This window comes from Brevibacterium casei CIP 102111 (assembly GCF_900169275.1).
Classification (GTDB): domain Bacteria; phylum Actinomycetota; class Actinomycetes; order Actinomycetales; family Brevibacteriaceae; genus Brevibacterium; species Brevibacterium casei.
Genome location: NZ_FXZC01000001.1, coordinates 53,718 through 79,989 on the forward strand (window position 1 = coordinate 53,718; position 26,272 = coordinate 79,989).

Annotated in this window: 27 protein-coding genes; 10 read left to right on the forward strand and 17 right to left on the reverse strand. The window is 67.7% G+C overall.

Features of this window, described 5'->3' with window-relative positions; all coding sequences use genetic code 11:
* Window positions 1-14: 14 nt before the first annotated feature.
* The 4 genes from BC102111_RS00225 to BC102111_RS00240 all read right to left on the reverse strand — a co-directional run bounded on the left by BC102111_RS00225 (window position 15) and on the right by BC102111_RS00240 (window position 2,151).
* A complete protein-coding gene (locus tag BC102111_RS00225) occupies window positions 15-794 on the reverse strand; it encodes a class I SAM-dependent methyltransferase (RefSeq protein ID WP_009376848.1) in 780 nt (259 codons plus the stop codon).
* Between the two features lie 119 nt (window positions 795-913).
* On the reverse strand, window positions 914-1,516 hold the full coding sequence (locus BC102111_RS00230; protein ID WP_101623309.1) for a DUF488 domain-containing protein: 603 nt from the start codon (window positions 1,514-1,516) through the stop codon (window positions 914-916).
* Window positions 1,513-1,728, reverse strand: a complete 216-nt coding sequence (locus tag BC102111_RS00235) for a hypervirulence associated TUDOR domain-containing protein (protein ID WP_101623310.1) — start codon at window positions 1,726-1,728, stop codon at window positions 1,513-1,515. The genes BC102111_RS00230 and BC102111_RS00235 overlap by 4 nt, the downstream gene beginning before the upstream one ends.
* A 12-nt stretch (window positions 1,729-1,740) precedes the next feature.
* Window positions 1,741-2,151 (reverse strand): hypothetical protein, encoded by a 411-nt coding sequence (locus BC102111_RS00240; RefSeq protein WP_146001374.1) that lies wholly within the window; start codon window positions 2,149-2,151, stop codon window positions 1,741-1,743.
* 150 nt (window positions 2,152-2,301) lie between these two features.
* On the opposite strand from BC102111_RS00240, the gene BC102111_RS00245 reads away from it, so the two are divergent.
* Window positions 2,302-3,600 carry a DUF445 domain-containing protein gene (locus BC102111_RS00245; protein WP_101623312.1) on the forward strand — a complete coding sequence of 433 codons (1,299 nt, stop codon included), beginning with the start codon at window positions 2,302-2,304 and terminating at the stop codon, window positions 3,598-3,600.
* A 147-nt stretch (window positions 3,601-3,747) separates the two neighbouring features.
* On the opposite strand, the gene BC102111_RS00250 is transcribed toward BC102111_RS00245, so the two are convergent.
* From BC102111_RS00250 to BC102111_RS00260, 3 genes are read right to left on the reverse strand one after another with little or no spacing between them, the layout of a single operon-like run.
* The gene (locus BC102111_RS00250; protein ID WP_232252528.1) at window positions 3,748-4,809 is read right to left on the reverse strand and encodes an FUSC family protein; all 1,062 of its coding nucleotides are present in this window, start codon (window positions 4,807-4,809) and stop codon (window positions 3,748-3,750) included.
* A 55-nt stretch (window positions 4,810-4,864) separates the two neighbouring features.
* The gene (locus tag BC102111_RS00255) at window positions 4,865-5,254 is read right to left on the reverse strand and encodes a VOC family protein (protein ID WP_101623314.1); all 390 of its coding nucleotides are present in this window, start codon (window positions 5,252-5,254) and stop codon (window positions 4,865-4,867) included.
* Window positions 5,251-5,643, reverse strand: a complete 393-nt coding sequence (locus tag BC102111_RS00260) for an ArsR/SmtB family transcription factor (RefSeq protein ID WP_101623315.1) — start codon at window positions 5,641-5,643, stop codon at window positions 5,251-5,253. The genes BC102111_RS00255 and BC102111_RS00260 overlap by 4 nt, the downstream gene beginning before the upstream one ends.
* Window positions 5,644-5,832: 189 nt before the next feature.
* Here BC102111_RS00260 and BC102111_RS00265 point away from each other — a divergent pair, with 189 nt between their 5' ends.
* From BC102111_RS00265 to BC102111_RS00285, 5 genes are all read left to right on the forward strand, one after another.
* Window positions 5,833-6,558, forward strand: coding sequence for an ABC transporter ATP-binding protein (locus BC102111_RS00265; RefSeq protein WP_232252527.1), 726 nt, complete (start codon window positions 5,833-5,835; stop codon window positions 6,556-6,558).
* Window positions 6,558-7,922 carry an FtsX-like permease family protein gene (locus tag BC102111_RS00270; RefSeq protein ID WP_101623316.1) on the forward strand — a complete coding sequence of 455 codons (1,365 nt, stop codon included), beginning with the start codon at window positions 6,558-6,560 and terminating at the stop codon, window positions 7,920-7,922. The genes BC102111_RS00265 and BC102111_RS00270 overlap by 1 nt, the downstream gene beginning before the upstream one ends.
* A gap of 26 nt (window positions 7,923-7,948) precedes the next feature.
* Window positions 7,949-9,325, forward strand: coding sequence for an FtsX-like permease family protein (locus tag BC102111_RS00275; protein ID WP_101623317.1), 1,377 nt, complete (start codon window positions 7,949-7,951; stop codon window positions 9,323-9,325).
* A 164-nt stretch (window positions 9,326-9,489) separates the two neighbouring features.
* Window positions 9,490-10,827: a replicative DNA helicase gene (gene dnaB / locus BC102111_RS00280; RefSeq protein ID WP_009376829.1), complete on the forward strand. Its 1,338-nt coding sequence runs from the start codon at window positions 9,490-9,492 to the stop codon at window positions 10,825-10,827.
* A 73-nt stretch (window positions 10,828-10,900) separates the two neighbouring features.
* On the forward strand, window positions 10,901-11,908 hold the full coding sequence (locus BC102111_RS00285) for a LysR family transcriptional regulator (protein ID WP_101623318.1): 1,008 nt from the start codon (window positions 10,901-10,903) through the stop codon (window positions 11,906-11,908).
* On the opposite strand, the gene BC102111_RS00290 is transcribed toward BC102111_RS00285, so the two are convergent.
* The 4 genes from BC102111_RS00290 to BC102111_RS00305 form a co-directional block, all read right to left on the reverse strand.
* On the reverse strand, window positions 11,868-12,806 hold the full coding sequence (locus tag BC102111_RS00290; RefSeq protein WP_101623319.1) for an NAD-dependent epimerase/dehydratase family protein: 939 nt from the start codon (window positions 12,804-12,806) through the stop codon (window positions 11,868-11,870). The genes BC102111_RS00285 and BC102111_RS00290 overlap by 41 nt on opposite strands.
* A gap of 2 nt (window positions 12,807-12,808) precedes the next feature.
* Window positions 12,809-14,389: a succinic semialdehyde dehydrogenase gene (locus BC102111_RS00295; protein WP_101623320.1), complete on the reverse strand. Its 1,581-nt coding sequence runs from the start codon at window positions 14,387-14,389 to the stop codon at window positions 12,809-12,811.
* A gap of 30 nt (window positions 14,390-14,419) precedes the next feature.
* Complete coding sequence (locus tag BC102111_RS00300) at window positions 14,420-15,328, reverse strand: acetoacetate decarboxylase family protein (RefSeq protein WP_101623321.1); 909 nt, start codon at window positions 15,326-15,328, stop codon at window positions 14,420-14,422.
* 172 nt (window positions 15,329-15,500) lie between these two features.
* On the reverse strand, window positions 15,501-16,073 hold the full coding sequence (locus BC102111_RS00305) for a TetR/AcrR family transcriptional regulator (RefSeq protein WP_232252526.1): 573 nt from the start codon (window positions 16,071-16,073) through the stop codon (window positions 15,501-15,503).
* Between the two features lie 94 nt (window positions 16,074-16,167).
* On the opposite strand from BC102111_RS00305, the gene BC102111_RS00310 reads away from it, so the two are divergent.
* From BC102111_RS00310 to BC102111_RS00325, 4 genes are all read left to right on the forward strand, one after another.
* The gene (locus BC102111_RS00310; RefSeq protein WP_101623322.1) at window positions 16,168-16,896 is read left to right on the forward strand and encodes a type 1 glutamine amidotransferase domain-containing protein; all 729 of its coding nucleotides are present in this window, start codon (window positions 16,168-16,170) and stop codon (window positions 16,894-16,896) included.
* Window positions 16,893-17,684, forward strand: coding sequence for an SDR family NAD(P)-dependent oxidoreductase (locus BC102111_RS00315; RefSeq protein ID WP_101623323.1), 792 nt, complete (start codon window positions 16,893-16,895; stop codon window positions 17,682-17,684). Before BC102111_RS00310 ends, BC102111_RS00315 begins: the two co-directional genes overlap by 4 nt.
* A 20-nt stretch (window positions 17,685-17,704) precedes the next feature.
* Window positions 17,705-18,151 (forward strand): DUF6841 family protein, encoded by a 447-nt coding sequence (locus BC102111_RS00320; RefSeq protein WP_101623324.1) that lies wholly within the window; start codon window positions 17,705-17,707, stop codon window positions 18,149-18,151.
* Window positions 18,152-18,231: 80 nt separating this feature from the next.
* Window positions 18,232-18,675 carry an acyl-CoA thioesterase gene (locus tag BC102111_RS00325; protein WP_223289833.1) on the forward strand — a complete coding sequence of 148 codons (444 nt, stop codon included), beginning with the start codon at window positions 18,232-18,234 and terminating at the stop codon, window positions 18,673-18,675.
* A gap of 16 nt (window positions 18,676-18,691) precedes the next feature.
* On the opposite strand, the gene BC102111_RS00330 is transcribed toward BC102111_RS00325, so the two are convergent.
* The 6 genes from BC102111_RS00330 to BC102111_RS00355 form a co-directional block, all read right to left on the reverse strand.
* The gene (locus BC102111_RS00330) at window positions 18,692-19,360 is read right to left on the reverse strand and encodes an HAD family hydrolase (protein ID WP_101623325.1); all 669 of its coding nucleotides are present in this window, start codon (window positions 19,358-19,360) and stop codon (window positions 18,692-18,694) included.
* A gap of 50 nt (window positions 19,361-19,410) precedes the next feature.
* Window positions 19,411-20,124 carry a nucleotidyltransferase family protein gene (locus tag BC102111_RS00335; RefSeq protein WP_101623326.1) on the reverse strand — a complete coding sequence of 238 codons (714 nt, stop codon included), beginning with the start codon at window positions 20,122-20,124 and terminating at the stop codon, window positions 19,411-19,413.
* The gene (locus tag BC102111_RS00340; protein ID WP_101623327.1) at window positions 20,121-22,991 is read right to left on the reverse strand and encodes a molybdopterin-dependent oxidoreductase; all 2,871 of its coding nucleotides are present in this window, start codon (window positions 22,989-22,991) and stop codon (window positions 20,121-20,123) included. The genes BC102111_RS00335 and BC102111_RS00340 overlap by 4 nt, the downstream gene beginning before the upstream one ends.
* A complete protein-coding gene (locus BC102111_RS00345; RefSeq protein ID WP_232252525.1) occupies window positions 22,988-23,917 on the reverse strand; it encodes an FAD binding domain-containing protein in 930 nt (309 codons plus the stop codon). Before BC102111_RS00345 ends, BC102111_RS00340 begins: the two co-directional genes overlap by 4 nt.
* On the reverse strand, window positions 23,914-25,158 hold the full coding sequence (locus BC102111_RS00350) for an XdhC family protein (RefSeq protein ID WP_232252524.1): 1,245 nt from the start codon (window positions 25,156-25,158) through the stop codon (window positions 23,914-23,916). The genes BC102111_RS00345 and BC102111_RS00350 overlap by 4 nt, the downstream gene beginning before the upstream one ends.
* A 161-nt stretch (window positions 25,159-25,319) precedes the next feature.
* Window positions 25,320-26,099 (reverse strand): DeoR/GlpR family DNA-binding transcription regulator, encoded by a 780-nt coding sequence (locus BC102111_RS00355; RefSeq protein WP_101623329.1) that lies wholly within the window; start codon window positions 26,097-26,099, stop codon window positions 25,320-25,322.
* Window positions 26,100-26,272 lie beyond the last annotated feature (173 nt).

The window sequence follows — 26,272 nt, forward strand, 5'->3', positions numbered from 1 at the left end:
CGCTAGGGCGGTGCTCATCGTCGTGGTTTCGCCACAAGCAACAGCGCATGGTTCTGCGTCTCGAGTACGTCCTGTCCTAGAGCATCCCTGAGCGCGGTGTGCAGAGCCAGTCGATCTTCGGTCCCCATAGTGAGCTGATCCGAATGGGTGGCGACCATCGACAACCACGCCTCTGGAGCGTATCGGAGGCTTTCCTCGAAGTGGAGTTCTTCGACATCGAAGCTATTCCGTCGCAGCACCTCGACCAATGGGGCCGGGCCGTCCTGTTCTGCGCCCTCGCTGTCGACTTCTCCACTGGAACGATCTTGCTGCGGAAGATACTCGTCCAAGGTCTCATCGATTCGCCTCGCGGGAGGGCCCTGTGGAACGATGCGGTTCCAGGCAAGTGCGAGTGTGCCTGAGGGAGTGAGGATCTTCCGAATTCGGGAAAGTGCCGGAACCGGATCGACCCAATGGAACGACTGTCCGAACGCAACGATGTCGAATTCTCTGCCGGATGGGTCCCACTGTTCGAACTTCGCCGTTTCCACGTGCAGGCCCTTGCCTGCGGCGACGGCGGCCATGCCCGGATCGGGTTCGACCGCAAGGACATCGCACCCTCGCTCCCGTAACTGCATGGCAAGAATCCCGGTACCTGCACCGACATCAAGTGCCCGTAGTCGAGGTTTCGAACCCGACGAAGCTTCTAACATCGCGGTCAGCAGCTCCTTCGGATACCGGGGCCTGTAGCGGTCATACTGGTCGGCTACGGGACCGAAGGACTCGGCTCGCGCTCTGTCGGTATGGGGTTCCATTTGGACAGTCTAAGGAACAGCATTCCCGAGGAGGATCCGGTGCGAATCCGAGCCCGATTTCGAACTCGATCCTCCTCGGGAAGACTGCCGAGGGTAGGACGAGGACGTTGAGGGCGGAATCAGCGCTTCGGGTAGGTGATGGTCCGGTCGTCGGCGACGACGGCACCTGAGCTGAGCACCGCCTCGGCGGTCTGATTCCTTCCGAGCACATGACGGACGGGACGGTCACGGGCGAGGAGGTAGTCGGCGATAATGCGCCGATGACAGCGCCACCACACGGCCTCCGAGCACATGACCGCGCACCGGGCATCCTCGCCCCAGCCGAGCAAGACGTCGATGTCGGCGGCGAACTCGTCGGTCAGGGCGTGGTCGGCGTAGTTGTGGAAGCTGCGGTTCTCCCACCATGCGTTGACGTCGAAGGGCACGTCGTCGCTGACATTCCGCCGGCCGGTCAGTCCGTCGAGACGACGCAGCTCGATGTCCTGATCCGCAAGCGCCTCGGCGAGGACATCGGCGTTGAACTGCGGGTTCGCCTTCGAGCCGGGCAGCTTGCGGACGTCGACGACCACCTCGGCGCGATTCTCGTGGAGAAGGTCGAGGAACTCCTCGAGGGGCCGGTTCGAATGGCCGATCGTGAGGAAGTCGGGTCCGCCCGGTGCGGGTGCGGGGGCTTCGGGCTCACCCGATGCGGGCCCATCCGGTTCCGGCGCGGAATCGCTCATCCGTCGATGAGGTGGAGTGCGCTGCCCTTGTGGGCGGCGATGTGATCGGTCTTGTCGCTCTTGATCTCGTACTGGGGATCGTCCGGCGTCGCCCGGTGCGTGTGCCCCTTGTAGTCGAAATCCGCGGTGTGGACCCGGATGATGTGCCCGGAGACCTCACCGGCCTCGGAGTTCCACCCCACGTGATCGCCGACGGAGTATTCGAGTGCCATGTCGGCCTCCTTTCAGAATTCGATGCGCTCGGCTGGAGGGAATTCGGCGTAGGCGACGCTGTCGTCGAGCGGGGCGAGCTCGAGACTGCTCGGAACACCTTCGTCGATGATGAGGTAGAGGAGAGCATCGGGGAGGTATGCACTGAGCACGAGATCATCGTCGGAACGCACAGTCTTGCCGTCGACAGGATCGAGGTCCACCGTCGGACACATCCCGCATCCGCACTCCGAGGTGACGACCACCTCGGCGAGGTTGGCCTCCCACAATGCCCGCTGAGCATCCGTGATCGCCGTCGGCGGATCCCACCCTTCCTTCTGTTCGGGCGTGAACTCCGCATAGTCCTCGGCACTCGGCGATGTGTGACCGCGACGGATGAGGAGAAGCGCTGTGTTCCTCTCGAGGTCGGTCAATGCTCGGTTCATGCCTCCACGGTACTCCGGCCGGCCGCAACGCACACTGGGATCGACCGTGGCAGCTGAGGTTCCCAGGTCCGACCCAGCCGGTCGGCACGGAACCCGGCCCATAGTTCGCTAGAGTCGGTGTTCGCTAGAGTCGGTGCCCAGGGGGTAGAGATGACGATCGAGAGAACCGAGCCGATGCCGCGCTTCGGCGGGCCGAGCGAACTCACACCGGAGGATCGGGAACGAGCGCGGGGCCTGCGGAAGATGCGTCGGCTCGCCCTTTCCCTGCTCATCCTCGCGACCCTCATCTTCCTCTCGACGAACCTCTTCACCGACCTCTCGGGCGTCTGGGGCTTCATCGCCCGCGGATCTGAGGCCGCGATGATCGGTGCGATCGCCGACTGGTTCGCCGTGACCGCACTCTTCCGCCACCCACTCGGCCTGCCGATCCCGCACACCGCGATCATCCCCCGGAAGAAGGACGCCCTGGGGGCGAGTCTCTCCGCGTTCGTTGCGACGAACTTCCTCCACGCCGAGGCGGTGTCGACGAAGATCCGGTCGCTGGGAGTCTCACGGCGGGCCGGGGAATGGCTGAGCAGGTCCGCCAACCGCGACCTCGTCGTCGACCGGGCCGCCGGCGGCCTCGAGTACGTCCTCGACCGCATCGACGACGAGCAGATCGCGGCACTCACCCGCAACGTCATCATCCCGCGTCTGGTCGCGACGAAGAAGTCACCGGTGCTCGGTCAGCTGCTGCGCCAGATCGTCCTCGACGGCGCCCACCACAAGCTCGTCGACCTCGTCATCGCCGAGGCGTACACCTGGTTGAGCGACAATCCGCAGGTCATCGACGAGATCGTCCACAACCGCGCCCCGTCCTGGGTGCCCGACTTCGTCAACGATCAGCTCGCCAGCCGCCTCCAGCGCGAGATCCTCGGCTGGCTCGTCGACGTCCGCGACAACCCGTACCACAAGGCCCGCCAGGCCCTCGACGCGTGGCTCGTCGACCTCTCCACCGACCTCTCGACCGACACCCCGCTCGCCGAGAAGGCCGAGGACATCATCAACGACCTTCTCACCCAGGACGGGGTCGTCGACTCGGTCCTCGAGATCTGGACCTCCCTCAAACAGCTCCTGCGCGAGGCGATCATCGAACCCGACGGCGAGGTCCGCGACCGCATCGCCGATCTCATCGGCGAATTCGCCGAGCGCCTCCAGACCGACACCGCGTTCGCGGAGAGGATCGACGACCGCGTCGCGACGACCGCCGGCGACCTCGCCGAGAGCTTCGGCCCCGAGATCGCCAGCGTCATCTCGGACACGATCGAACGCTGGGATGCGAAGGAGGCCGCCGACCGCATCGAGCTCTACGTCGGCCGCGACCTCCAGTACATCCGCATCAACGGCACCGTCATCGGCGCACTCGTCGGCCTCGCCCTCCACACGGTCATCGTCCTCCTCCCGACCTGAGACCGGCGTCATCACCGACCGCATCGTCCGGTGAGAGGACCGATGCCGCCATGCGCACGGAACTCACGATCGACGGTCTGCCCATCCGCCCGAGGCCGCGGGCGGTGACCCGGCACGAGCCGAGGTGCGATGAGTGCGGAACCCGGCTCACGCCTCGGCGAGGCCGTCGTCCGTGCGCGACTGAGCGCTGCGACGCCTGCCGAAGTACCCGACGACGAGGACGACGGCGATGCCGACGACCGCCCCGAGCAGGGTCTCGATCCCGCGGTCGATGATGAGCGTCGAGCGTGGGATCGGGTGCGCGAGCTGGGTCATGAGGAGGATCATCGGGGTGAAGAACGTGAGCGCGAACCCGTAGTTGCGCATCATCAGGTACTCGGTCGGGAACTGGAGGAGGATGACCGGGATCGCCAGCCACACCGGTGAGGGGTCCGGCCAGAGGATGAGCGCGGTGAGAATGAGTCCCGAGAACGTCCCGAGGACCCGGTGGACGCCGCGGGAGATGCGGCCGGGAAGCTCGGCCGCGGCCAGCGGCACGGCGGCCGAGGCCATCGCCCAGTACGCGTGATCGAGTCCGATGAGCGTGCCGAGGATCCCCGCCGAGGCGACCGCCACCGCATACGTGGCAGCGTGCCTGACCATGCGCGGAGCATGCGGGCTGCGCAGCGGGGTGATCGCCCGCCGGGAGCCTGGCCGCCAGGTGCGGGTGCGGAACCATCCGAGGAAGCCGATGGCGATCGCGAAGGCCGCCGCGAGGACGCTGATGCCGATCGGCACCCACGGTGGGGCGAGCGGTTCGACCGAGGCACAGGCGCCGAGGGCGAAGATGGCGAAGAACGGTCCTCCCGGGCGCATCCGCGCGCGGTCGGCGATGATCGACCCGACCGCGGCGAAGAACGCCTCGATGCCGATGAGCCCCCACACGGGTGTGTCCATCGTCGCGAGCATGACGCCGATGACGACTCCGGAGAGCAGGAGGACCGCTGCCTGGAGCTGGTGGATGAGTCGCAGCTGGTGCGGCTCGCCGCGGCCGTACATGCCGCAGAAGGCACCGAAGACTGCGTAGATGATGAACTGCTCGTACCCGAGGATGAGGAGGACGAGCGAGGGGATCGCGACGCCGAGGCCGACTCGGATCGGTGCCCCCCGGTCGTCATCGCCGGGTTCGAGGCGCAGTGTGCCCCGCAGGTAGTCGATGATCCTCTTCATGGCTGTGGTGCCGACCGCCACCCGCCAGGTGCTCGGCGGTCGCACCGGGGCGCGGTCATTCCTCCTGGTGGATGAGCTGGACGAGATTGCCCACCGTGTCGTCGAGCACGGCGGTGGTGATCGGCCCCATCTCGAGGGGCTTCTGGGTGAATGATACGCCGAGGCCGGTCAGCCGCTCGTACTCCGCGGCGACGTCGTCGACGGCGAACTGGTTGATCGGGATCCCGTCGGCTTTGAGCGCCGAGGCGTACTCGCGGGCCGCGGGGTGCCCCATCGGCTCGAGGACGACCTCGACGCCGTCGGGCGCCTCGGGTGAGACGACCGTGAGCCAGCGCGCCTCACCGACGGGGACGTCGTGCTTGAGGACGAAGCCGAGCTTGCCGGTGTAGAACTCGAGCGCGCGGGCCTGGTCCTCGACAGGGATGCTGATCCACTGTGCCTTCATGATGGGTCTCCTTCTCTTGGGTCTGCGGTGCCTTGGGTTGGGGTGGCTGGTGCTGGGCGGTCCGGTGCTGGGCTGTACTGTGCTGGGCGGGCGGTGCCGTCGGACTGCGCTGCCGCCTGCTGCCCTCCGGTCCACCGGTCGAACGCTGTGCGCAGCGGTTCGGGATCGAGCCGGTGGAACTTGTAGCGCCTCTCTCTCCTGGCGACGACGAGGCCGGCGGACTCGAGGACCTCGAGATGCTGGGACACCGCCTGCCGGGACAGGCCGAGCCCGTGCCTGTTCGCCAGGCGCGAGCAGATCTCGAACAGGGTCTGATCGTCGCGCTCGGCGAGCTCGTCGAGGATGGTCCGCCGGGTCGGATCGGCGATCGCCTTGAAGAGGTCCGTCACCCCGCCACCATAGGCAAGTGTTCACTTGCCTGTCAATGGTCTGAGGTCACTGAAGGTGTCGAATCAGGCCGATCTGTTGTCCCAGGTCACAGTCCCCGCAGTTCCCCCACCAGGAGAGTCGGGTTTTCCTACCGCGAGCAGTGGGAGGACTGCATGGCCGCTGAGAACGATCGACGAAACCATGGAGATATGAACACACACATGCCCGCGATCATCACCGCCTCCAATGTCGTCAAGCACTACAACCAGACCTACGCCCTCGCCGGAGTCGGCCTCGACATCGGCCTCGGCGAGTCCCTGGCCATCATGGGACCCTCGGGGTCCGGCAAGACGACCCTGCTCCACTGCCTCGCCGGAATCATCCGTCCCGATGAGGGCTCGATCCGCCTGCTGCCCACCGACCGCAGCGCCGCCGCGGACATCACCGGGCTCAAGGAGTCCGGTCGCACCGCCCTGCGCCGCGAGGTCTTCGGCTTCGTCTTCCAGCAGGGACTGCTCCTGCCCGAACTCACCGCCGAGGACAATGTCGCACTCGCCGCGATGCTCGCCGGCATGCCCCGGACGGAGGCGACCAAGCACGCTCGTGCCTGGCTGCAGCGCCTCGGCCTCGGCGAGCACCTGACCAAGCGCATCGGACAGCTCTCCGGAGGTCAGGCCCAGCGCGTGGCCATCGCCCGCTCCCAGGTCACCCAGCCCGTCGTCACCTTCGCCGACGAGCCCACCGGAGCTCTTGACTCCCGCACCTCGTCGGAGGTCCTCTCCGAACTCCTCGCCTCGACGACCGGACGCGGTTCGACCCTCGTCGTCGTCACCCATGACGAGAACGTCGCCGCCCGCTGCTCGCGCGTCGTGCGCCTCGCCGACGGCCGCATCGTCTCCGACTCCGCCGCGCAGTACGCGACGAACAACGGGTGATGCCGACCATGAATGTCCTCTCCACCGTCCTCTCGAAGCAGACGTTCACCTCGCCGACGGCCCGTCTCGTCGCGATCGCGTTCTTCGCCTGCTCGACCCTCTTCCTCACCGTTGCCGCAGGTGCCTGGGCGTTCAACGACCGCCCCGAGGTCCCCGGATACGCCGAGGTGGCCGAGCTCTACCGGATGCTCGCCGTCCTCGCCACGGTCTTCCTCATCGTTCCCGCCGTCAGCCTCGGCGTCGCCTCGGCCAAGCTCAGCGCCCGCCGTCAGGATGAGCGGCTCTCGACCCTCTCCCTGCTCGGGGCCTCGAAGGGCACGATCCGACTCATCGCCGTCGCCGAACCCTTCGTTCCCGCCGCAGCGGGCATCCTCGCCGGCATCGGCGGCTACCTGCTGCTGGCCTACCCGCTCAGCCTCCTCGTCTTCACCGGCGTCCCGCTCGGCTACTCGGCACTGCTCATGCCGGTCTGGCTGCTCGCGGCCGTCGTCGTCGGGCTCCTCCTCGTCTGCCTGCTCTCGGCGCTGCTGGGACTGCGGAAGGTCATCGTCTCCCCGCTCGGGGTGCGCACCCGGTCCCTGGCGCGGAAGTTCCCGCTCGTGCGCATCATCACCGTCATCGTCCTCGCGCTCGGCATGGTCGGAGCGCTCGTCTTCTCCCTCCAGGACGGACAGCGGCAGATGGTCGTCGTCATTGCGAGCATCGCGACGATCGGCATCGCCCTCCTGCTCATCAACGTCCTCGGCGTGCTCATCATGATGATCCACGCCGCGATCAGCAGCCGCATCGCCCGCCGGCCCGCCGCGATGCTCTCGGCATCGATGATCGCCGACGCCCCCGCGCAGTACTGGCGTCGGGTGGCGGGTCTCGCGCTCATCACCTTCATCGCCGTCGTCGGCGGTGCGGGGGCCGCGATGATGCGCGGCAACGCCGGTGACATGTCACCGGAGGAGATCGCAGCCATGGGTCCGCTCCAGTACACCGGGGACGACGTCTTCACCGGTCTCGTCCTCACGCTCGCCATCGCCTTCGTCTTCATCGTCGTCTCCGCGACGATCAACCAGGCCGCCGACATCCTCGACCGCGCCACGACCTACCGCGAACTCCATGCGGCCGGGATGACGCAGTCGATGATGCACCGGGTCACGGTCGGCGCGGTGATGTCACCGATCCTCCTCGTCACCCTCGTCTCCCTCGTCCTCGGCGGACTGCTCGCAGCGGCCATGGCCTCGGCGGGCGACCTCGGCGATCCGATGACCATCGGCGTCGTCGCAGCCGTCGTCGCCGGCGGAGTCGCGATGGTGTGGCTGGGACTGCAGTTCACCCGCCCCCTCGTCCGCCGCGTCACCGCGGTCGCCGCCTGAGGCGACCGCCCGAACAGGAGTCAGCCATGTCGGCACCCACGAAGGTCCTCCCCGTCGTCCTCGGTCGCAGGACCGTGACCTCCCCGAGTTCGCTGCTCGTGATGAGCGCGTTCTTCGCCTGCGCGACGCTCTTCCTCACCGTCGCCGCGGGGGCGTGGATGTTCTTCCAGATCCCCCCGATCCCCGACGCTGAGGGGATCGACGGAATGTACAAGTTCCTCGCCGCCTTCGCCACGGTGCTCCTCGTCATCCCGGCGAGCACCCTGGCGTCGGCTTCGGCGACGCTCTCGGCGCGGCGGCAGGACGAGCGGCTCTCGACGATGTCCCTGCTCGGGGCCAGGCGCTCGGAGATCGTCGCGCTCGCCGTCGCCGAACCCCTCGTCCCCGCCGTGTGCGGCATCGTCCTCGGCGTCGGCGGCTACCTCGTGCTCGCGTGGCCGGTCAGTCTCATCCACTTCCTCGGTCGGCCGATCGGGTATGCGAACATGCTCATGCCGCCGCTGCTGCTCGCAGGCGTCGTCGTCTTCCTCATCCTCGTCTGCGTCCTCTCAGCGCTCGTCGGGCTGCGGAAGGTCACGGTCTCCCCGCTCGGAGTGCGCACGAAGTCGCTTGACCGGAAGTTCCCGCTCGGCCGGGTCATCGCCGTGACCGTCGCGATCCTCCTCCTGCCGGTCGGCCTCCTCCTCGCGAAGTCCGCGGAGCTCGGGTTCGCCGTGGTCATCGCTGCGATCCTCACGGTGTTCCTCCTCGGGCTCATCGTCGTCGACCTCCTCGGCGGGCTGCTCATGCGGTGGTTCGCCCACATCGCCGGCACCCGGGCCTCGTCGTCGGCCAGGCTCATCGCAGCCCGCCTCGTCTCCGACGAGCCGAAGCGATTCTGGCGCCGGGTCTCCGGGCTGGCGATGACGGCGTTCGTCGCGGCCGTCGGCGGATCGGGCATCGCGCTCATGCAGGTGGGGATGGACACCGTCGAGGATCCCGCGACCGATGCTCCCGCCGAGGTGGGGGTGTTCTTCGAGGACATGTTCACCGGCATCCTCCTCGTCCTCGGCATCTCGATCGTCCTCATCGCCGTCTCGGCGCTCATCAACCAGGTCGCCGACATCTACGACCGGGCCGACACGTTCGCCGACCTCTATGCCGCGGGCATGGATGTCGACACGATGCACGCAGCCCTCGTGCGGGCCGTGCTCTCCCCGGTCGTCTGGGTGAGCCTGCTCGCCGGTGGACTCGGCCTCCTCCTCGTCCTGCCCCTGGCCGGTGCGGCGCTCGTGTTCAAGCCGGTCACGTTCTTGACGATCCTCGCGTCAGTGGTCGTCGGTATCGTCGTCATCAGACTCGGCCTCCAACTCGCGAAGCCGATTCTCGCCTCGGTGGCGACTGCCGGGCGCGCCCGGGTCTGAGGGACGTCTGGCAGGACCACCGCAGCACCGCCTCGGCGGGCCCTTCGTTCGGTCGCCGAGGCGGTGACGAGGATCGCTGTCGATCCCGAGTCGGGCCCGGGTAAAGTGGGATGGCACTGCATCCGGGTCGGGGCCGTGGAACGGCGAGGGAGGAAGTCTTGGGAGTGACGACAGATCAGGAGTTCGACGGCCTGAGGACCCCTCCGCAGGACGTCGAGGCCGAGGAGAGCGTCCTCGGGGCGATGCTCCTGTCGAAGGACGCGATCGCCGACTGCGTCGAGTCGATGTCCGGCGACGACTTCTACCGTCCGGCCCACGAGACGATCTACGAGGCGATCCTCGACCTCTACTCGCGCGGTGAGCCCGCGGACTCGGTGACGGTCGCGAACTACCTGACGAAGACCGGTGACCTCTCGCGCATCGGCGGGCCCGCCTACCTCCACACGCTCATCGCCTCGGTGCCGACCGCGGCGAACGCCGCGTACTATGCGACGATCGTGCGCGAACGCGCCGTTCTGCGCCGCCTCGTCGAGGCGGGCACGCGGATCGTGCAGATGGGCTATGACGCCGAGGGCGACACCGATGACGTCGTCAACAACGCGCAGGCCGAGATCTACCGGGTCACGGAGAAGCACACGACCGAGGACTACGTCATCCTCTCCGAGATCCTCGGCGAGGTGGCGCAGGAGATCGAACGCAACGGCGATACGGATGGGCAGACCGCGGGTGTGCCGACCGGGTTCACCGAGTTCGACCAGCTCACCAACGGCCTCCACCCCGGGCAGATGATCGTCATCGCCGCGCGCCCCGGTGTCGGCAAGTCGACGCTGGCCCTCGACTTCATCCGCTCGGCGGCGATCCACCACAAGCAGGCCGCCGTCTTCTTCTCCCTCGAGATGGGCAAGAACGAGCTCGTCATGCGCCTGCTCTCGGCCGAATCGGAGATCCCGCTGCAGTCCCTGCGCCGCGGTGAGCTCAGCCCCCACGACTGGACGAACCTCGCTGCGACCGAGGCCCGCATCAACGATGCCCCGCTCTTCGTCGACGACTCGCCGAACATGGCGCTCACCGAGATCCGCGCGAAATGCCGCCGGCTCAAGCAGCAGCACGACCTCAAGATGGTCTGCGTCGACTACCTCCAGCTCATGAGCTCGGGCAAGCGCGTCGAATCGCGTCAGCAGGAGGTCTCGGAGTTCTCCCGTTCGCTCAAGCTGCTCGCGAAGGAGCTCGAGGTTCCCGTCATCGCGCTCTCCCAGCTCAACCGCGGCAGCGAGCAGCGCACCGACAAGCGCCCGATGATCTCCGATCTGCGCGAATCCGGCTCGATCGAGCAGGACGCCGACATGGTCCTCCTCATCCACCGTGAGGACATGTACGACAAGGAGCACGAACGAGCCGGTGAGGCCGACATCATCGTCGCCAAGCACCGTGCCGGACCGACCGGTGACATCGCCGTGGCGTTCCAGGGAGCGAAGTCCCGGTTCGTCAACATGCCGCAGTAGGGGAAGATCACGCGGGCCAAGATCTACCGCGAGGGCTCCGCCGACGCCTGAGCCGCTTTGTACGATGGCAGTCATGGACACGACGCCGAACGACCTGCTCGTGCTGCTCGCGGTCTCCCGGTCGGGGAAGTTCGCGTCGGCTGCCCGGGTTCTCAAGGTCAACCACACGACGATCTCCCGGCGGATCGCCGCCCTCGAGAAGTCGCTCGGCGGCCGCGTGCTCTCCCGCTCCGCCGAGGGCTGGGAGCTCACCGAACTCGGAGCCTCCGCCGTCCGCGTCGCCGAACAGGTCGAGTCCGCGGTCCACAGCCTCGGCGAATCGGGACAGACCCCCGACCCGATCACCGGGGTCGTGCGGATGTCGGCGACCGACGGGTTCAGCGCCTTTATCGCCTCCCCGGCGGTCGCGAAGCTGCGGCGAGCTCATCCGGGGCTGAGCGTCGAGATCATCACGGTGACGAGGCAGGCGCTGCAGCAGCGGTCGGGCCTCGACATCGAGATCGTCGTCGGCGAACCCCAGGCCCACCGCGCCGAGGCGCTGCGACTCGGGGAGTACGCGCTGGGCATGTACGCCGCCCGCGACTACCTCGCCGAGTGCGGGACCCCGAGCACCGTCGACGAACTCATGGAGCACCAGCTCGTCTACTTCGTCGACGCGATGCTCCACGTCGACGACCTCGATGCTCCCCGGCGACTCGTGCCGTCGATGAAAGACGGTGTGACCTCGACGAACGTATTCGTCCACGTCGAGGCCACCCGCGCCGGCGCGGGCATCGGGTTCCTCCCGTGCTTCATGGCCGACCGGCATCCCGACCTCGTCCGGCTGCTGCCGGGCGAGCTCTCCGAACGCCTGCCGTATTGGATGGTCCTGCGCACGGATTCGCTGCGCCGTCCCGCGGTCGCCGCCGTTGTCCAGGCGCTGCGGGAGGAGACCGTCTCGCAGGCGGAGGCGCTGCTCGGCCGGAGCAGACGGGCGGACACTCCGGCCGGGCCCGGCAGTGCTGGACCCGACAGTGCTGGGTCCGGCGGCGCCGCTCTCGTCAGTGCGCCCGATCAGCCGGCTCGGCGAGGATCGCCCTGACTCCCTCTTCGTAGGTGGTGACGGCGAAGTCGGGGAATCGGGAGGCGAACTTCGCGGTGTCGAACACGTTGTCCCCGCGGTACCGGGGAAGGAGTTCGGCCGCCTCGGCGAGCATCGGATTGAACCGGCTCCCGATCTTGAACACCCACAGCGGCAGCACCGTGTACCCGATCCTCCGCCCGGTGACCGCCGAGGCGATTCCGATGAGCTGCCGGTAGGTCTGCCGGTTCTCATCGATCGGCAGATGCCACGTCTGCCCGTACGCGTCGGGGGTGTTGCCGAGGAGCGCGAGCGCCCGCGAGGCATCCGGCGTCCATATGAGCGAGCGCTTCGTGCGCGCGCTCACCGGCACCAGCGGGCGCTTGCCCGCCCTGATCCGGTCGAAGACGAGCATGTTCGACCAGCTCTTCGTCTTCCCCGGCCCGTAGAACTCCGGGGCCCGACCGATGAGCGCCTCGATCGTCCCAGCGGCCATCTCCTCGAGCAGCATCGTGACGATCTCCGCCCGCACCCGACCCTTCCGGCCGCCGGGCGCGAATCCCGTCGACTCGGTCTGCGGGGCAGGCGTGCCCGGATACATGTACGTGTTGTCGAAGAAGACGAGCTTCGTGCCGTGGACCTTGCACGCGTCGATGACGTTCCTCATCATCACCGGGAACTTCTCCTCCCACAGCGCCGAATCCATCGGCAGTCCCACGGTGAGGTAGGCGATCTCGCTGCCCGCGACGGCGCGCTCGGTCGAGACCGGGTCCATGAGGTCGGCGGCGACGAGCTCATCGGTGCCGTTGACCTGTTTGGGTCGCCGGCTGACGAGGCGGATGTCTGTTGTGAAGTTCCGGTGGAGCTCGCGGGCGAGCTCATCGGCGATGGGTCCGCCGGCTCCGAGGATGGTCTGCATGATCACTTCACTCCCGGGATGTGCTTGAGCACGCGCAGCGCGCCGGAGACGATGCGGGCGTAGCGTGCGGGATCGGCCTTGTCCGGTGCACCGACGGGCAGGAGTCGCGAGGCGGCGATGGTCTGCGATTCCGTGTACTTGAGGATGCCGTGCTCCCCGTGACGTCGGCCGAGTCCCGAGGACTTCATCCCTCCCATCGGAGCGTCGACGGAGCCCCACGCGGCGGCATAGGCGTCGTTGACGTTGACGGTTCCCGCCTGAAGACGGGCCGCCACCCGGACACCACGGTCCTCATCCGAGGTCCACACGCTGAAGTTGAGTCCGTAGTCGCTGTCGTTGGCCTTCGCGATCGCCTCCTCCTCGTCGGCGACGCGGTAGAGGCTGACGACGGGACCGAAGGTCTCGTGGGCGAAGACCTCCATCGACGCGTCGACATCGGTGAGGATGGTCGGCTCGAAGAAGAAGGGGCCGAGATCCGGGCGGGCATTCCCGCCGGCGAGCACGGTCGCTCCCTTCGCCTTCGCATCCTCGACATGGCGGACGACGGTGTCGAGCTGCTTCTGCGAGACGAGCGATCCCATGTCCCCCGAGTAGTCGAGACCGGCCGAGAGGGTCATGGCACGCGCCGCCGCGGCGAACTTCGTCGTGAACTCGTCCCAGAGGACGCCGGGAACGTAGATCCGCTCCATCGAGATGCACAGCTGACCGGTGTTGGAGAAGCTCGCCCGCAGCGCCCCGGACACGGCTCTGTCGACATCGGCATCGTCGAGGACGAGCAGGGCGTTCTTCCCGCCGAGCTCCATCGAGGACTCGATGAGGTTCTCCCCGGCCTGAGCCGCGACCGTCCGACCGACTGCGGTCGAACCGGTGAACATGAGGAAGTCGGAGTTCTCGATGATCGGCCGGCCGAGCTCGGCACCCGAACCGGTGACGACCTGGACGAGGCCGGGCTGCATGCCCGCCCGTTCGAGCAGTTCGACGGCCCACAGGGCGGAGAACGGGGTCTGCGCGTCCGGCTTGGCGAGCACGGCGTTGCCGGCGACGATCGCCGGAAGGGCATCGCTGATGCCGAGCGTGAGCGGATAGTTCCACGGGGAGATCACCCCGACGACACCCTTCGGGTGGTGGAGTTCCCAGACCTTCGTCAGCCCCAGCTGCACACCCTGCCGGCGCTTGGGTCGGAGGATCCGCTCGGCGGTATGCGCGTAGTAGCGGGCGTTGATGGCGACATCCATGATCTCCTCGAACGCGTGCCGACGGGCCTTGCCGTTCTCGAGCTGGATGAGGTCGAGGACTTCGTCCTGATGGGCGAGCACGAGGTCGTGGAAGCGCAGGAGCACGCGGGCGCGCTCCTTGATCGGTCGCTCGGCCCACGCCTGCTGGGCTCTGCGGGCGCGCTCTGCTGCGGCGACGATGTCGGCCTCGGTGCCGTGCGGCACGGTGCCGAGGACTTCACCGGTCATCGCATTGGTGACGTCCTGAGTGGAGGCGGGATCGGCCACCTCGACGCGGCGTGCCAGGGCCGCGAGCCGGTCGGTGGTGATCCTCGGGGTGAGCCGCCGGGCGGCGGTGAGAGTGGACACGGTGGTCTGCCTTTCGAACGTATGAGGAGGTCAGTCGAGTGAGATGACCCGGGGCATGTGGAGTGCCGCCTGGCCGTGGGTCATGACATCGAACATGAGCGTGCGACCCGTGCGCAGCGAACGGAGATCGTCGGAGACCCGTCCCTCGCCGAGGCGGAGGTCGATGTCCCGCGGGAACAGCGTCGTCCCCGAGACCAGGGCATTCGTCTGGTTGAACGTTCCGTGCCAGCCGCCGTCGAAGTGCGTGTACGACGTCAGCGAGGACACCGCGGTTCCCGCGCGATGCCGCTTCTGCCGCGGGGTCGGCGCGTGGAGTTCGACGTCGGTGCCACCTGAGTCGTTGAGCACCCGTCCGGAGACCGACTGCGCCGTGATGTCGACGTCGATGTCGGTGACCCACTTCGGGAAGCCGTAGCCGTCGTGGCCTCGGACCTGGGCGATCTCCGTATTCACCGGCAGTGAGAGGACGTAGGAGTCAAGATGGTTGTTCTTCAGCGCCGCGATGAGGTCGATGGCCCCGAGCGGACCGTGGTGGGGCGGCTTGACCGCGATCCCCACCGCCGCCTCGGTGTAGAAGTCGATGTCGGCGACGTCGTAGCGGAAGAGGATGAGCGAGGCGAGGCCGAAGCCGGGGACGACCTCGAGCGGATCGAGAGGCGCGGGAAGGCGATCGCGCAGGGCGCTGGTCGGAGCGAGCATCGTCAGACGTGCACTCGACATCGCGTAGTAGAAGTTCGGGGTGAAGGTCGGTCCGATCGCCGACTGCACTTCGACCTTGGGCTGGTCGCGGAAGAAGTCGACGCCGCCCACTCGGGGGTCGCGGGCCACCTCGTCGAGGTCGGTCTGCATCCGGTAGCGGTCGAAGAGTCCGCCGGTGGGGACGGACACGGTGCGGTTGCCGAGGGTCACTGTCGTGGAGGTATCGCGGTCGATGCTCATTGTCACTCCCATTCGCTTCGGTACTCCCGGGTCGAGAGTAGCCAGCCGAAGTTAACGGTGTCAACATCGAGATGGAGGGAATCATTCCCCTGGGGTGGTGATCTCGTACTCAGGCTGCGGGGGCGGCGCACATGCGCGGTGCGGGGGCGGCGCCTCAGCCGGCGACGGCGCCTCAGTCGGCGGCGACGGCGGCGAAGGCCGCGCGGACGCGGTCGTCGAAGTCGTCGTCATTGCGGCCCAGGGTGCCCTCGAGGTGGAGCGTGGCCATGCCGTGGGCGAGCGCCCAGCCGGCGGTCGCCATTCCGTGGGCGTCCCGGTCAGGGTGGATCTTGGCTGTGACCTCCTCGATGAGCGCGAAGACCTGCGCGCACGCCTCACGGCGGGCTTCGTCGTCGGCGAGCTCGGAGCCGAACATGAGCGCGTAGAGCGCGGGATGGTCCTCGGCGAAGTGGATGTAGACGAGTGCGAGATCGACGAGCGGAACCTCCCCGGCCTCGGTCGCGTCGATGACGGCGCGGAGCGCCGCTTGAAGTTCGCGGAACCCGTGTTCGGCCATGGCGGCCTCGATGTCCTGTTTGCTGCCGAAGTGGCGATAGGGCGCGGCCTGCGAGACCCCGACCCTGCGCGCGACGGCGCGCAGCGAGAACGACTCTCCTTCCTCGAGCATTTCGATCCCCGCCGCCACGAGGGCGGCGCGGAGATTGCCGTGGTGGTGACGTGGCTTCTCGGTGGTCGGCGTTGACACTGCTGTGGTTCCCCCATACGTTGTAGACACCGTTAACTTTACCAAGCCGGTCGGCCGAGGAGGTCGGCGGCATCTGCGCCCGGAAGGCATTCCCATGACCTCGGTTCTCTTCGTCATCACCGCAGCCACCGGCTGGACGCTGCGCGACGGCACCGTCCACCCCACCGGCTACTGGGCCGAGGAGGTCGCCGAACCCTACCGCGTCTTCTCCGAGGCCGGATGGGACATCACCGTGGCCACCCCGGGCGGCGTCGCCCCGACCCTCGACGAGCTCAGCCTCGGCGTCGCCGGCGGCAGGCCGAAGAAGCGCCAGGAGATCCGCGACTATCTCGAGTCGATCAAGGACGTCCTCGACCATCCGGTCGCCCTCGACTCCGTCGATGAAGCCGACTACGACGTCGTCTTCTACCCCGGGGGCCACGGTCCGATGGAGGACCTCGCGGTCGACCCGGTCTCAGGCGAACTGCTCAAGCGCAGACTCGCCTCGGGCAAACCGCTCGCCCTGCTCTGCCACGCCCCGGTCGCCGTCCTCGCAGCGACGAACGACGACGGCACGAACGCCTTCGCGGGGCGGACGATGACCGGGCTGTCGAATGTCGAGGAACGGCTCAACCCGTTCGCCTGGAAGGCGAAGTGGCTGCTCGAGGACGCGGTCAAGGACGCGGGCATCCACTATGAGAAGGGCATCATGCCGCTCCGCCCCCATGTCGTCGTCGACGGCAGCCTCTACACGGGACAGAACCCGGCATCCGCCGAGGCGCTCGCCGACCGCATCCTCGCCGATGTCGAGGGACAGACAGCGGGCACGGGAGCAGCCCGATGAGGCGTGCACCGCTCGACCACCGCGGCACCACCGCGCTCGTCACCGGCGCGAGCTCGGGTCTCGGCGCCGAGTTCGCACGCCAGTTCGCCGCGCGTGGGGCCGACCTCGTCCTCGTCGCCCGGCGCCGGGATCGGCTCGAGGCGCTCGCGGATGAACTCACGGCCGCGCACCGCATCACGGTGAACGTGTTCACTCAAGACCTCGCAACCTCCGACGGGGTGCACGGTCTCCTCTCCGACCTCGAGACCCACGGAATCGCCGTGGACTCGCTCGTCAACAACGCCGGCTTCGGCATCACCGCCCCGTTCGCCGAGACCGATGCGTACCGCCTCGACGAGATGCTCGCCCTCAACGTCGTCGCCCTCACTCGCCTGACCAGGACGCTGCTGCCGCAACTGCTCAGTGCTGACCGGGGCGTCCTCGTCAACGTCGCCTCCGCTGCGGCATACCAACCGACGCCGGGCATGGCTGCGTACGGGGCGACGAAGGCCTATGTCCTCTCGCTCACCGAGGCGATCGCCGAGGAGACGCGCAGGAGCGGCCTCCGCGTCCTCGCGCTCAGTCCCGGACCCACGAGCACGGAGTTCTTCGCCGTCGCCGGCGGCGACTTCTCCCAGCCGATCAACTTCGAGACCCCGGAGAAGGTCGTGTCCGTCGCGTTCTCCGCCCTCGACCACCCGCAGCCGCGGTCGGTCATCTCGGGACTGTCCAACCGGGCGATGGTCGCCGCCGCCGGTCTCATGCCGCGCCGGATCGCGCTCTACGCGGCCCGTCGTGCCCTCGAATGACCTGGTTTTAGGGTGGTCGTATGAGCATCGACACCGCAGAGATCACCGCATACCTCGACCGCTATGCGCGGTCGCTGAGCGATTTCGACGCCGAGGCGGCCGCCGGGCTGTGGTCGATCCCCGGCATGATCGTCGACGAGACGTTCTCCGGAGTCCTCGACTCCCGGGAGGCGATGGCCCAGGGACTCGAGCAGTCCTACCCCGTCTATCGAAAGCTCGGGCTCGCCTCCGTGGGATACGACCTCCTCGGCGAGGATCACCTGACCGAGGGGCTCATCATGGTCCGGGTGCGCTGGGACTTCTTCGACGCCGACGGCGCCCGGCTCACGGACAGCGTCGCCCACTACCTGCTCCGGCGGGAGGACGAGGGGCTGCGGGCGACCGTGTGCGTGCAGACCGACGACGTGGAGAAGCTCCAGGCGCTCGCCGCCGAGAAGGGCGTCGACCTCTTCGCTCAGGAGGAGTGACCACCCCGCGTGTCGGCGGGCGTCACTGCCTGACACATGGTCGAAAAACCGGTGAAACATCCGCTCGCTACGCTGGCCGCATGAGCGAGACGACTCTCACGGCCAGGGCCGAGACGACCGGCGGGATGAACTTCTACACGCGCAAATGGGTGCGGCCCGAGGACCTCAATGCCAACGGCTCGCTCTTCGGCGGCAGCCTGCTGCGCTGGCTCGACGAGGAGGCCGCGATCTATGCGATCGTCCAGCTCGGCAACCACCGCGTCGTCACCAAGCTCATCTCCGAGATCGAGTTCGAATCGTCTGCCCGCGAAGGCGACATCATCGAGATGGGCTTGGTCGCCACCCACTTCGGGCGCACGTCGCTGACGATGCGGGCGAAGGTACGCAACATGATCACCCGCAGGGTCATCCTCAGCATCGACCGGCTCGTCTTCGTCGGCGTCGACGAGTTCGGCACGCCGATGCCGCACGGCTACACCACGATCACGTACAAGCGCGACCGGATGACCGCCGAGAACGGATGAGAGTCGAGGGGACCCCTCAGCGGCGAGGGGACCCGCCGGGAGCGGTGCGCTCGCCGGCGACCGGTCCGCTCGGGGCGTCGAGGACTCCGAGGGACTCGAGTTCGGTGCGCAGGTCGTCGGCGCCGGTGAAGACGATGCCGATGATCCCGAGCCGGCGGGCCGCCTCGACGTTGGCCTCGAGGTCGTCGACGAAGACCGTGCGGCCCGGGTCGAGGCCGAAGCGGGAGAGGAGGAGTTCGAAGATCGCCGGATCGGGTTTGATGAGCTTCTCCCGACCGGAGACGACGACGTCCTCGAGCTCGCTGATCGCCGGGGCGGCGACGGGCGCGTGATGGATCGTCTCGGCCGACCAGTTCGAGAGCCCGAGTAGCCGGACGCCCGCGCCTTTGAGCTCGGCGACGATGTCGGCCATCCCCGGGATCGGGCCGGTGAGCGAGTGTTCGAAGCGCTCATAGTAGCGGGCGACGATCTCCCCATGCCGGGGATCGACCCGGGCGGCGCGGTCGACCACCTCGGCGACGGTGGCCCCGTTGTCGGCGGAGACGTTGAGGGAGGCGAAGTCAGCCGCGGCGGCGAACTCCTCCCACTCGGCCCGACTCATCTCATCGGAGAGGGGACCGGTCTGGTCCCAGCCGACGAGGACCTGGCCCAAGTCGAAGACGACGGTCGTGGGGACATCGGACATCGGAGCACCGCCTTGGAGTGGATTCGTTCCCGGACCCCCTACGCTACCGATCAGCGGCCTCCGTGTCGCATCGCCGCCGCTCCCGCAGACTCCGCACCGGAGTCCGGCCCCATGCGCATCTGCCATTCCCGTAGGTCGGCCGGAGTGTCGATGTCCGCTCCCAAACCGATGTCCGAGCATTCGACCAGATCGACGAGGTGGCGATGCCTGCGCATCCACGTCCGCCCGGCTTCGTCGCCGGCGGCCAGCTTCGCGGCTTCTCTGGTCTGCGCCAATGTCATAACGACAGGGTGACCCGGGGCGCCAGCCCACGCGGCTCGGACGACCCGACCGGAGACCGCGTCGAGGTGCGCGCACAGTCGAGTGAGCACGGCATCGCCGATGCCGGGCTGGTCAACGAGCATGACGACAACCGGGGTTGCGTCGTCACTCGGGACACGGACCGCGTGAAAACTTGGCGCCGGCGTCGCGTCACCGCCTCGCCATGAGATCGCATCGATGCCCGCGCGGAACGAGGCCGCCATTCCGGACTCGGCATCGGGAACGGCAACGACCGGGATGAAGTCGAGCCCCGCCTCGGCGAGGTGAGAGACGATCCGTCCCCGTCGGGGACCGGCGGTGACGACGGGGCTGAGCCCAGCGGCGAGAGCGGTGCGCACGGCCCGGACGACGAGGACGGTGTCCTCCCATGGCAGCAACGCCTTCGGCCCTGAGCCCAGGCGACGTCCGCTGCCGGCGGCGAGGACGAGTGCGACGGGTGTCATCGGAGAAGGACCCCCGCATCTGCAAGGCCAGCGAATATCACATCTCTCGTCAATGGAGTGTCTGTGAAGTGGACGCCGGTCGCCGACCGGATCGCGTTCGCCAGGGCGGGTGCGACGGGGTTGAAAGGGGATTCGCTCATCGACTTGGCACCCTGCGGGCCGAGCTCGTCTTGGGTGTCAGCGAAGTACACTTCGGTGCGGGGGATGTCGGCGAAGTTCGGTGCCTTGTACTGGCGGAGGATGTCGGTAATGGGCCTGCCGTTCTCCTCGTCGACGATGATCCGTTCGTGAAGCGCGGCCCCGATCGCCTGGGCGACGCCGCCCTCGATCTGTCCGCGGCACTGGTTGGGGTTCATCACGACCCCGGCGTCGGCGGCATGGACGGATTGGAGGATCCGCACCTCCCCGGTACTCATGTTCACCGCCACCCGGAAAGCGTGGACGTTGAACGCCACTGACCGCGGTTCCCCACCCCAGTACCCGTCACCTGTCGGCGGGGCACCCGTGGAGGCGAGGGATTCGGCCAACAGAGCGTCGAGCGCCACTGACGGTCGGGAGACGGTGGGACCAACGACTGCGGAGAACCGTGCGTTGAGCTCAGGCGGGATCAGGGCGTGGGCATGCTCGCCGTCGATGACGATGTCCTCGGGTCGTGCACCAAGGCGGGGAGCCGCGAGCGCCCGGAGCTGACTGAGCAGGTGTTTCGTCGCGAGGTCGGTGGCCTTGCCGGCGATCGTCGTGCCCGTTGACCCGAACGCTCCGGTGTCGTGTTCGACGATGTCGGAGTCTGACTGCCTGAGCGTGATCCGGTCCGTCGTCGTCCCCAAAAGGGTCGAGGCGAGCTGAGCGTGCACGGTCGAGGTCCCGTTGCCGAACTCGGCTGTGCCGATCCGCAGCACGTAGGTGCCGGACTCGCCGAGGCTGATGTGCGCGTGGGCGATGTGCCCGCGGGGCGGGGCGGTCGCGATCATCGCGATCGCGTGCCCCTCTCCAACTCTCCACTCATCGTCGAGGTGTTCTTCGTGGCCGGCGGCGATGTGTTCGGCCCAGCGGGTGCGCCCGCGCGCCATCGCGGTGTTCACCAGTTCGATGCACTGGTCGAGTCCGTAGCTGCCGATGAGGAGATCCTCCTCGGGTTCGTCATGGGTGCTGAGCATCGGATCGTCCGGGCCGATGACGTTGATCCTGCGCATCTCGAGTTCGTCGATGCCGAGCTTCGCGGCCAGGGAGCTGATCGTCGATTCGACGGCGAAGATCATCTGGCTCAGTCCGTACCCGCGGAACGCCCCCGAGGGCATCGTGTTCGTGTAGAGGACCATGGCGTCGACCTTCTTGTTCGGCGCGGTGTAGACGGCCACCGATTCACCCACCCCGTGAAAGAGGACCCCGGGACCGTGATTGCCGTAGGCTCCGGTATTCGACCGGACGTCGACGGCCAGCGCTGTGAGCCTGCCCCCGGCGTCGGCTCCGGCGCGCACCCGCATTCGGAAGGGGTGGCGCACGGTCGTCGAGGTGAAGACCTCCTTGCGTGAGAGTTCGAGCTTCACCGGTCGTCCCGTCGCCATCGTCGCGAGCAACGCGACGTCTTCGCAGAGCACCTCCTGCTTTCCGCCGAAGCCTCCCCCGACGCGTTCGCAGTAGACGCGCACTCGATCGGTCTCGAGCTCGAAGGTCCGGCACAGAGCACGACGGACGAGGAAGGGCACCTGTGTGCTGCTGCGAACGACGTACCGACCGTCGTCCTCGATCCACGCGAGGCACCCGTGGGTCTCGAGCGCCATATGGGAGAGCCTTTGCGTCCGATAGGTCGCCTCGTGGGTGACCGCTGAATTGGCGAGCGCGCCCTCGACGTCTCCGATCTCGTGGTGGACTTCGGCGAGGACGTTGTCGTCGGGTCTCGCGATACCCGAATCCGGACCCGCGTCGGGATGGATCGTCGGGGCGTCAGGGGCATCGGCGGTCTCGACGTCGAAGACTGCCGGCAGGTCCTCATAATCGACTGCGACGAGGCGGGCCGCGCGTTCGGCAGCGCGCTGGGTCTCGGCGACGACGACTGCGACCCGCTGACCCCAGTACCGCACGACATCGTCGAAGACGCGAGTGTCCTTCGGATCGTCCTCGACGATCTCATGCTGGGCGGTTGAGAAGCGTCCAGGCGGGGCGTCCTCGTGGGTGAGGACGGCGACGACACCGGGTTCGTCAAGCGCCTTCGACGTGTCGATTCCGACGATGCGCGCATGCGCCCGGGTGGAATGGACGAGGGCACCGTGGAGAAGCGGAGCAGGCAGTTCCTCAGGTCTGATGTCCATCGTGTATCGGACGGTGCCGGTGACGACGCCAGGTCCTGCGGGGGCCCCGGTGCTTGCGCCGACTCCCCTGCATCCGGGGTCGACGTTCCGATGTCCGGCCACGGCGTCCTCGATCGTCCGATACCCCGTGCATCGACAGACGTTGCCCTTGAGACTGCGCGGCAGATCCTTCTTCTCCTCCTCCGACATCGAGGCGACGGTGCAGATCATTCCCGCCGTGCAGAAACCGCACTGGAATCCGCCGGCGGCGAGGAAGTCCTCCTGCACCGGGTGGAGGTCGTCGGGGGTGCCGAGTCCGTGGATAGTCGTCACAGACTTCCCCGCGACCCGGTGGGCCGGGTAGAGACAGGAGTGGACGGCCTCATCGTCGACGATGACGGTGCACGCCCCGCAGTCCCCGCCGTCGCAGCCCTTCTTCACCCCCGTCGCTCCGTGGTCGCGCAGCCACGTCCGCAGGCACTGTCCCGGTTCGGTGGCCACGGGCACCGCACGCCCGTCGACTGTGGCCGTCGAAGATGCGGTCTGTTGCGCGCGGGGATCATTGTGCCTCGTCGTCATCTCGGGCTCCGTGTCATCGTGATGTCTCCTGTCGTCCGGCCAGCGAACCATGGCTGAGGGCACCGGGGATCGATGAGTTCGCTCAGGATCTCCGCTGCGAGACGGTGCGTCATCGCCTCCCGCCACACGGGGGTGCCGTGGATGTCGTCGTGCCATTCGCCGTCGACTGTCTCGGTGATGGCCCGGTGCAGGCCCGCGTAGGTGGCAGGGTCGGCGGCGTCGGGTCCGAGATCGAGGATGTGGGGCCGCTTCGTCGCTCCCGTGATCGACAGTCGCAGGCGGTCGGGACCGACCCGGCGGCCGATGACGAGGGCGGCTGTCCGCCCGCGTTCGGTCAGGGAGATGCGGCGGAAGGCACACGGCTGGGCGAGAGCCTCGATGGGCACATGGAAGCTGCGGATGAGCTCGCCGGGATCGAGCAGCGTCTTCGCCTCCCCGACGACGAGCTCGGCGACTGGCATCGTGCGCAGGGACCCGGCGGGACCCCAGATGAGCGCGACCGCATCGAGGCCCGTGAGCAGGGAGATCATCGGTCCGGCGGGCAGTCCGGTGGCGACGTTGCCCCCGATCGTCGAGAGATTCCAGATCTTCCATGAGGCGACGAACGAGTCGCAGCACGGAGCGAAGAGGTCGAGGCCCGGCAGATCCCGGGCAAGGCGCGAGACGTGTTCGCCTTCGCCCATCGTGTAGATCTCGGCGATCCGGCACGTCGCGGCGATCTCAAGGTCGAGGGGTCCGCCGTCGATGGTGTACCGCCACTGCAGCGGTGTCCATCCTGTCCCGGCGATGTCGAGGAGGCGCCGCGGCGGCCCCTGGGTGATGTCCGTGCCATACGAGTAGAGCACGGTGCCCCCGGCGAGCCAACTGTCCCCAGGTCGCCACTGCTCGGGATCGGCACAGGTGAGCACCTCATCGACGCAGGTCATATCCACGTGGTCATCGCCTCCGCTCTCGTCAGTGGGGTGCGTTCGGATCGAGTCCCGCGGCCCTGAGTCGTGGGACTCGCACCGTGGATCGGTCCCGACGTGTCCCGCAGCTGTCGGATCCCCGCCGAGGCGGCCCGTCCGGTCGTCACAGCGATGAGCTCGGCGAGGACGGCGACGGCGACCTCCTCCGGAGTGCGGGCTCCGATGTCGAGTCCGATCGGCGAGTGGAGGGAGGCAAGCGCCGAGTGTGGAAGGCCGCCGTGGAGGAGCTCCTGTGCTCGCCGCTCGTGCGTGGTCCGCGAACCCATCGCACCGACGTAGGCGAGATCCATCCGCAGGGCCTTGTCGAGGACCGGGAGGTCGAAGCGCGGATCGTGGGTGAGCACGATGACAGCAGTGCGGGAGTCGATGCGACCGGCAGCGCATTCGGCCGCGAAGTGATCCCCAGGTCGGGCGACGACGACGTCGTCGGCTCCCGGGTGGCGGGCGCGGGTCGCGAAGACCGGACGCGCATCGCAGACTGTCACGTGGAGTTCGAGGAGCGAGGCGGCGCGGGCGATGGCCGAGGAGAAGTCGTTGGCTCCGTAGATGAGCACCCGAGCTCGGGGTCTGCGCGATTCGACGAAGAGCCGGCGCACGGTTGGGCAGTTGGGCACGGAGTCGTCGCGGACATCGACGACTCCGCAACCGCCTCGGCGCAGGAGCTCCTCAACGACGGCAGCGGAGCTGCCGAGTGACTCAGTGAGGGTTTCAGCCGGGGACGCTCCGGAGGGCAGCGCGACAGCGGGCAAGGGTGAGTGTCGACGGGGGTGAGGGGCGGGGTCAGGGAGGAGCTGACCGCCCTGCATTGAGGAATGAAGCGGGATCTCGCGGATGAGGGCCCCAGTGGACCCGGAGTCCTCGACGAGGGCCCGGACCGCCTCCGCGAGGTGGACCAGCGGCTGGATGAGGACGCTGATATCCCCACCGCACATCAGGCCCACCGTGATCCCCGACTCGTCGCTGAAGCCGAAGTCGCAGATCATCGCCTCGTCTCGGGCGAGAGACGCGAGGGCGGCTTCGACGATCGCCGATTCGACGCATCCGCCGGAGATGGAGCCGATCGACAGGGAATCGTCGCGCACGGCCATCGAGGTGCCGACGGGACGGGGAACGGATCCTGAGACGGCGACGACCGTGGCCACGGCCCACCGCTCGAGGGATTCCAGAGTCGACGAATAGGAGTCGAGACGATCCAACACGGGGCTACCATTCCTTTCTGCAGCGCCCGGTAGATAGCCCCTGGTTCAGTGGACTCGCCATAGGCAGTACGAGTAGCCTAGATCACTCTTTTTCCGCCTGGCAAGAGAAGGTTTTCACATAGTGATATAGGAACTGCGATACAGATGGCCTCTGTCGGTGCTCAGGCGAGAAGGACCTCGACCCCGGCGGCGGTGAGTTCGGCGACCGCCTCGGGATCGGCGTCCTCGTTGGTGACGAGGACATCGATGTCCTCGAGCGGGCAGATGCGCACGAAAGCGCTCTTGCCGATCTTGGAACTGTCGGCGACGACGACGACCTGCTTCGCGCGGGAGGCGAGGACTCCGTTGATGCTCGCCTCGCCCTCATCGTGGGTCGTCGCCCCATAGCCGAGAGCGACGCCGTCGACGCCGAGGAAGACGAGGTCGAGGTTGAGCTGGGAGATGACGTCGTAGGCGATCGGGCCGATGAGCTCGTTCGACTGGGGGCGGGCGACCCCGCCGGCGACGACGAGCTTGATGTGCTGGCGCACCGTGAGGAGGTTGGCGATGTTGACGGCGTTGGTGACGACGGTGAGCCGGCTGTCGTAGGTGTGGTGGACGAGATCGGCGCGTTGGGCGAGCGCCTGCGCGGTCTCGCTCACGGTCGTGCCGCCGTTCATCCCCACGGTCATGCCCGGTTTGACGAGTGAGGCGCTGAGCGAACCGATCCGCTCCTTCTCATTCGCCCGCTGCGCTGACTTGTACTTGATCGGAAGGTCGGCCACCCCGGAGGACACGGCCCCGCCCCGCGTGCGCGTGAGCAGCTGCTGTGCCGAGAGGTGGTCGAGATCGCGACGGACGGTCGCCGTCGAGACCGCAAGCCTGTCGGCGAGCTCGTTGACGCTCATGTGATCGTTCTCAGCGAGGAGCTCGAGTACTGCGTTGAGACGCTCATATCGCATCGCGCGACCTCCTGTGCTCCTATGGCATACCGAATGTTGTGCATGAGCGTAGCACTCGGCTTCTCGCCGCGATCAGGCGGAATGCCGTGAGTGGGGATTCTCGAGGAGTTCGGCGAGCGTGGCCGCTCCCGCGCCTCCGGGCGTGTCCTCGTCGGCAGCATCCTCGTCTCCCT

Excerpts from the sequence above, each read along its gene's own strand:
- BC102111_RS00225 (WP_009376848.1), bottom strand. The coding sequence starts at position 794 with ATGGAACCCCATACCGACAGAGCGCGAGCCGAGTCCTTCGGTCCCGTA.
- BC102111_RS00230 (WP_101623309.1), bottom strand. The coding sequence starts at position 1,516 with ATGAGCGATTCCGCGCCGGAACCGGATGGGCCCGCATCGGGTGAGCCC.
- BC102111_RS00235 (WP_101623310.1), bottom strand. The coding sequence starts at position 1,728 with ATGGCACTCGAATACTCCGTCGGCGATCACGTGGGGTGGAACTCCGAG.
- BC102111_RS00240 (WP_146001374.1), bottom strand. The coding sequence starts at position 2,151 with ATGAACCGAGCATTGACCGACCTCGAGAGGAACACAGCGCTTCTCCTC.
- BC102111_RS00245 (WP_101623312.1), top strand. The coding sequence starts at position 2,302 with ATGACGATCGAGAGAACCGAGCCGATGCCGCGCTTCGGCGGGCCGAGC.
- BC102111_RS00250 (WP_232252528.1), bottom strand. The coding sequence starts at position 4,809 with ATGAAGAGGATCATCGACTACCTGCGGGGCACACTGCGCCTCGAACCC.
- BC102111_RS00255 (WP_101623314.1), bottom strand. The coding sequence starts at position 5,254 with ATGAAGGCACAGTGGATCAGCATCCCTGTCGAGGACCAGGCCCGCGCG.
- BC102111_RS00265 (WP_232252527.1), top strand. The coding sequence starts at position 5,833 with ATGAACACACACATGCCCGCGATCATCACCGCCTCCAATGTCGTCAAG.
- BC102111_RS00270 (WP_101623316.1), top strand. The coding sequence starts at position 6,558 with ATGCCGACCATGAATGTCCTCTCCACCGTCCTCTCGAAGCAGACGTTC.
- BC102111_RS00275 (WP_101623317.1), top strand. The coding sequence starts at position 7,949 with ATGTCGGCACCCACGAAGGTCCTCCCCGTCGTCCTCGGTCGCAGGACC.
- BC102111_RS00285 (WP_101623318.1), top strand. The coding sequence starts at position 10,901 with ATGGACACGACGCCGAACGACCTGCTCGTGCTGCTCGCGGTCTCCCGG.
- BC102111_RS00290 (WP_101623319.1), bottom strand. The coding sequence starts at position 12,806 with ATGCAGACCATCCTCGGAGCCGGCGGACCCATCGCCGATGAGCTCGCC.
- BC102111_RS00300 (WP_101623321.1), bottom strand. The coding sequence starts at position 15,328 with ATGAGCATCGACCGCGATACCTCCACGACAGTGACCCTCGGCAACCGC.
- BC102111_RS00310 (WP_101623322.1), top strand. The coding sequence starts at position 16,168 with ATGACCTCGGTTCTCTTCGTCATCACCGCAGCCACCGGCTGGACGCTG.
- BC102111_RS00315 (WP_101623323.1), top strand. The coding sequence starts at position 16,893 with ATGAGGCGTGCACCGCTCGACCACCGCGGCACCACCGCGCTCGTCACC.
- BC102111_RS00320 (WP_101623324.1), top strand. The coding sequence starts at position 17,705 with ATGAGCATCGACACCGCAGAGATCACCGCATACCTCGACCGCTATGCG.
- BC102111_RS00325 (WP_223289833.1), top strand. The coding sequence starts at position 18,232 with ATGAGCGAGACGACTCTCACGGCCAGGGCCGAGACGACCGGCGGGATG.
- BC102111_RS00330 (WP_101623325.1), bottom strand. The coding sequence starts at position 19,360 with ATGTCCGATGTCCCCACGACCGTCGTCTTCGACTTGGGCCAGGTCCTC.
- BC102111_RS00335 (WP_101623326.1), bottom strand. The coding sequence starts at position 20,124 with ATGACACCCGTCGCACTCGTCCTCGCCGCCGGCAGCGGACGTCGCCTG.
- BC102111_RS00340 (WP_101623327.1), bottom strand. The coding sequence starts at position 22,991 with ATGACGACGAGGCACAATGATCCCCGCGCGCAACAGACCGCATCTTCG.
- BC102111_RS00345 (WP_232252525.1), bottom strand. The coding sequence starts at position 23,917 with ATGACCTGCGTCGATGAGGTGCTCACCTGTGCCGATCCCGAGCAGTGG.
- BC102111_RS00355 (WP_101623329.1), bottom strand. The coding sequence starts at position 26,099 with ATGCGATATGAGCGTCTCAACGCAGTACTCGAGCTCCTCGCTGAGAAC.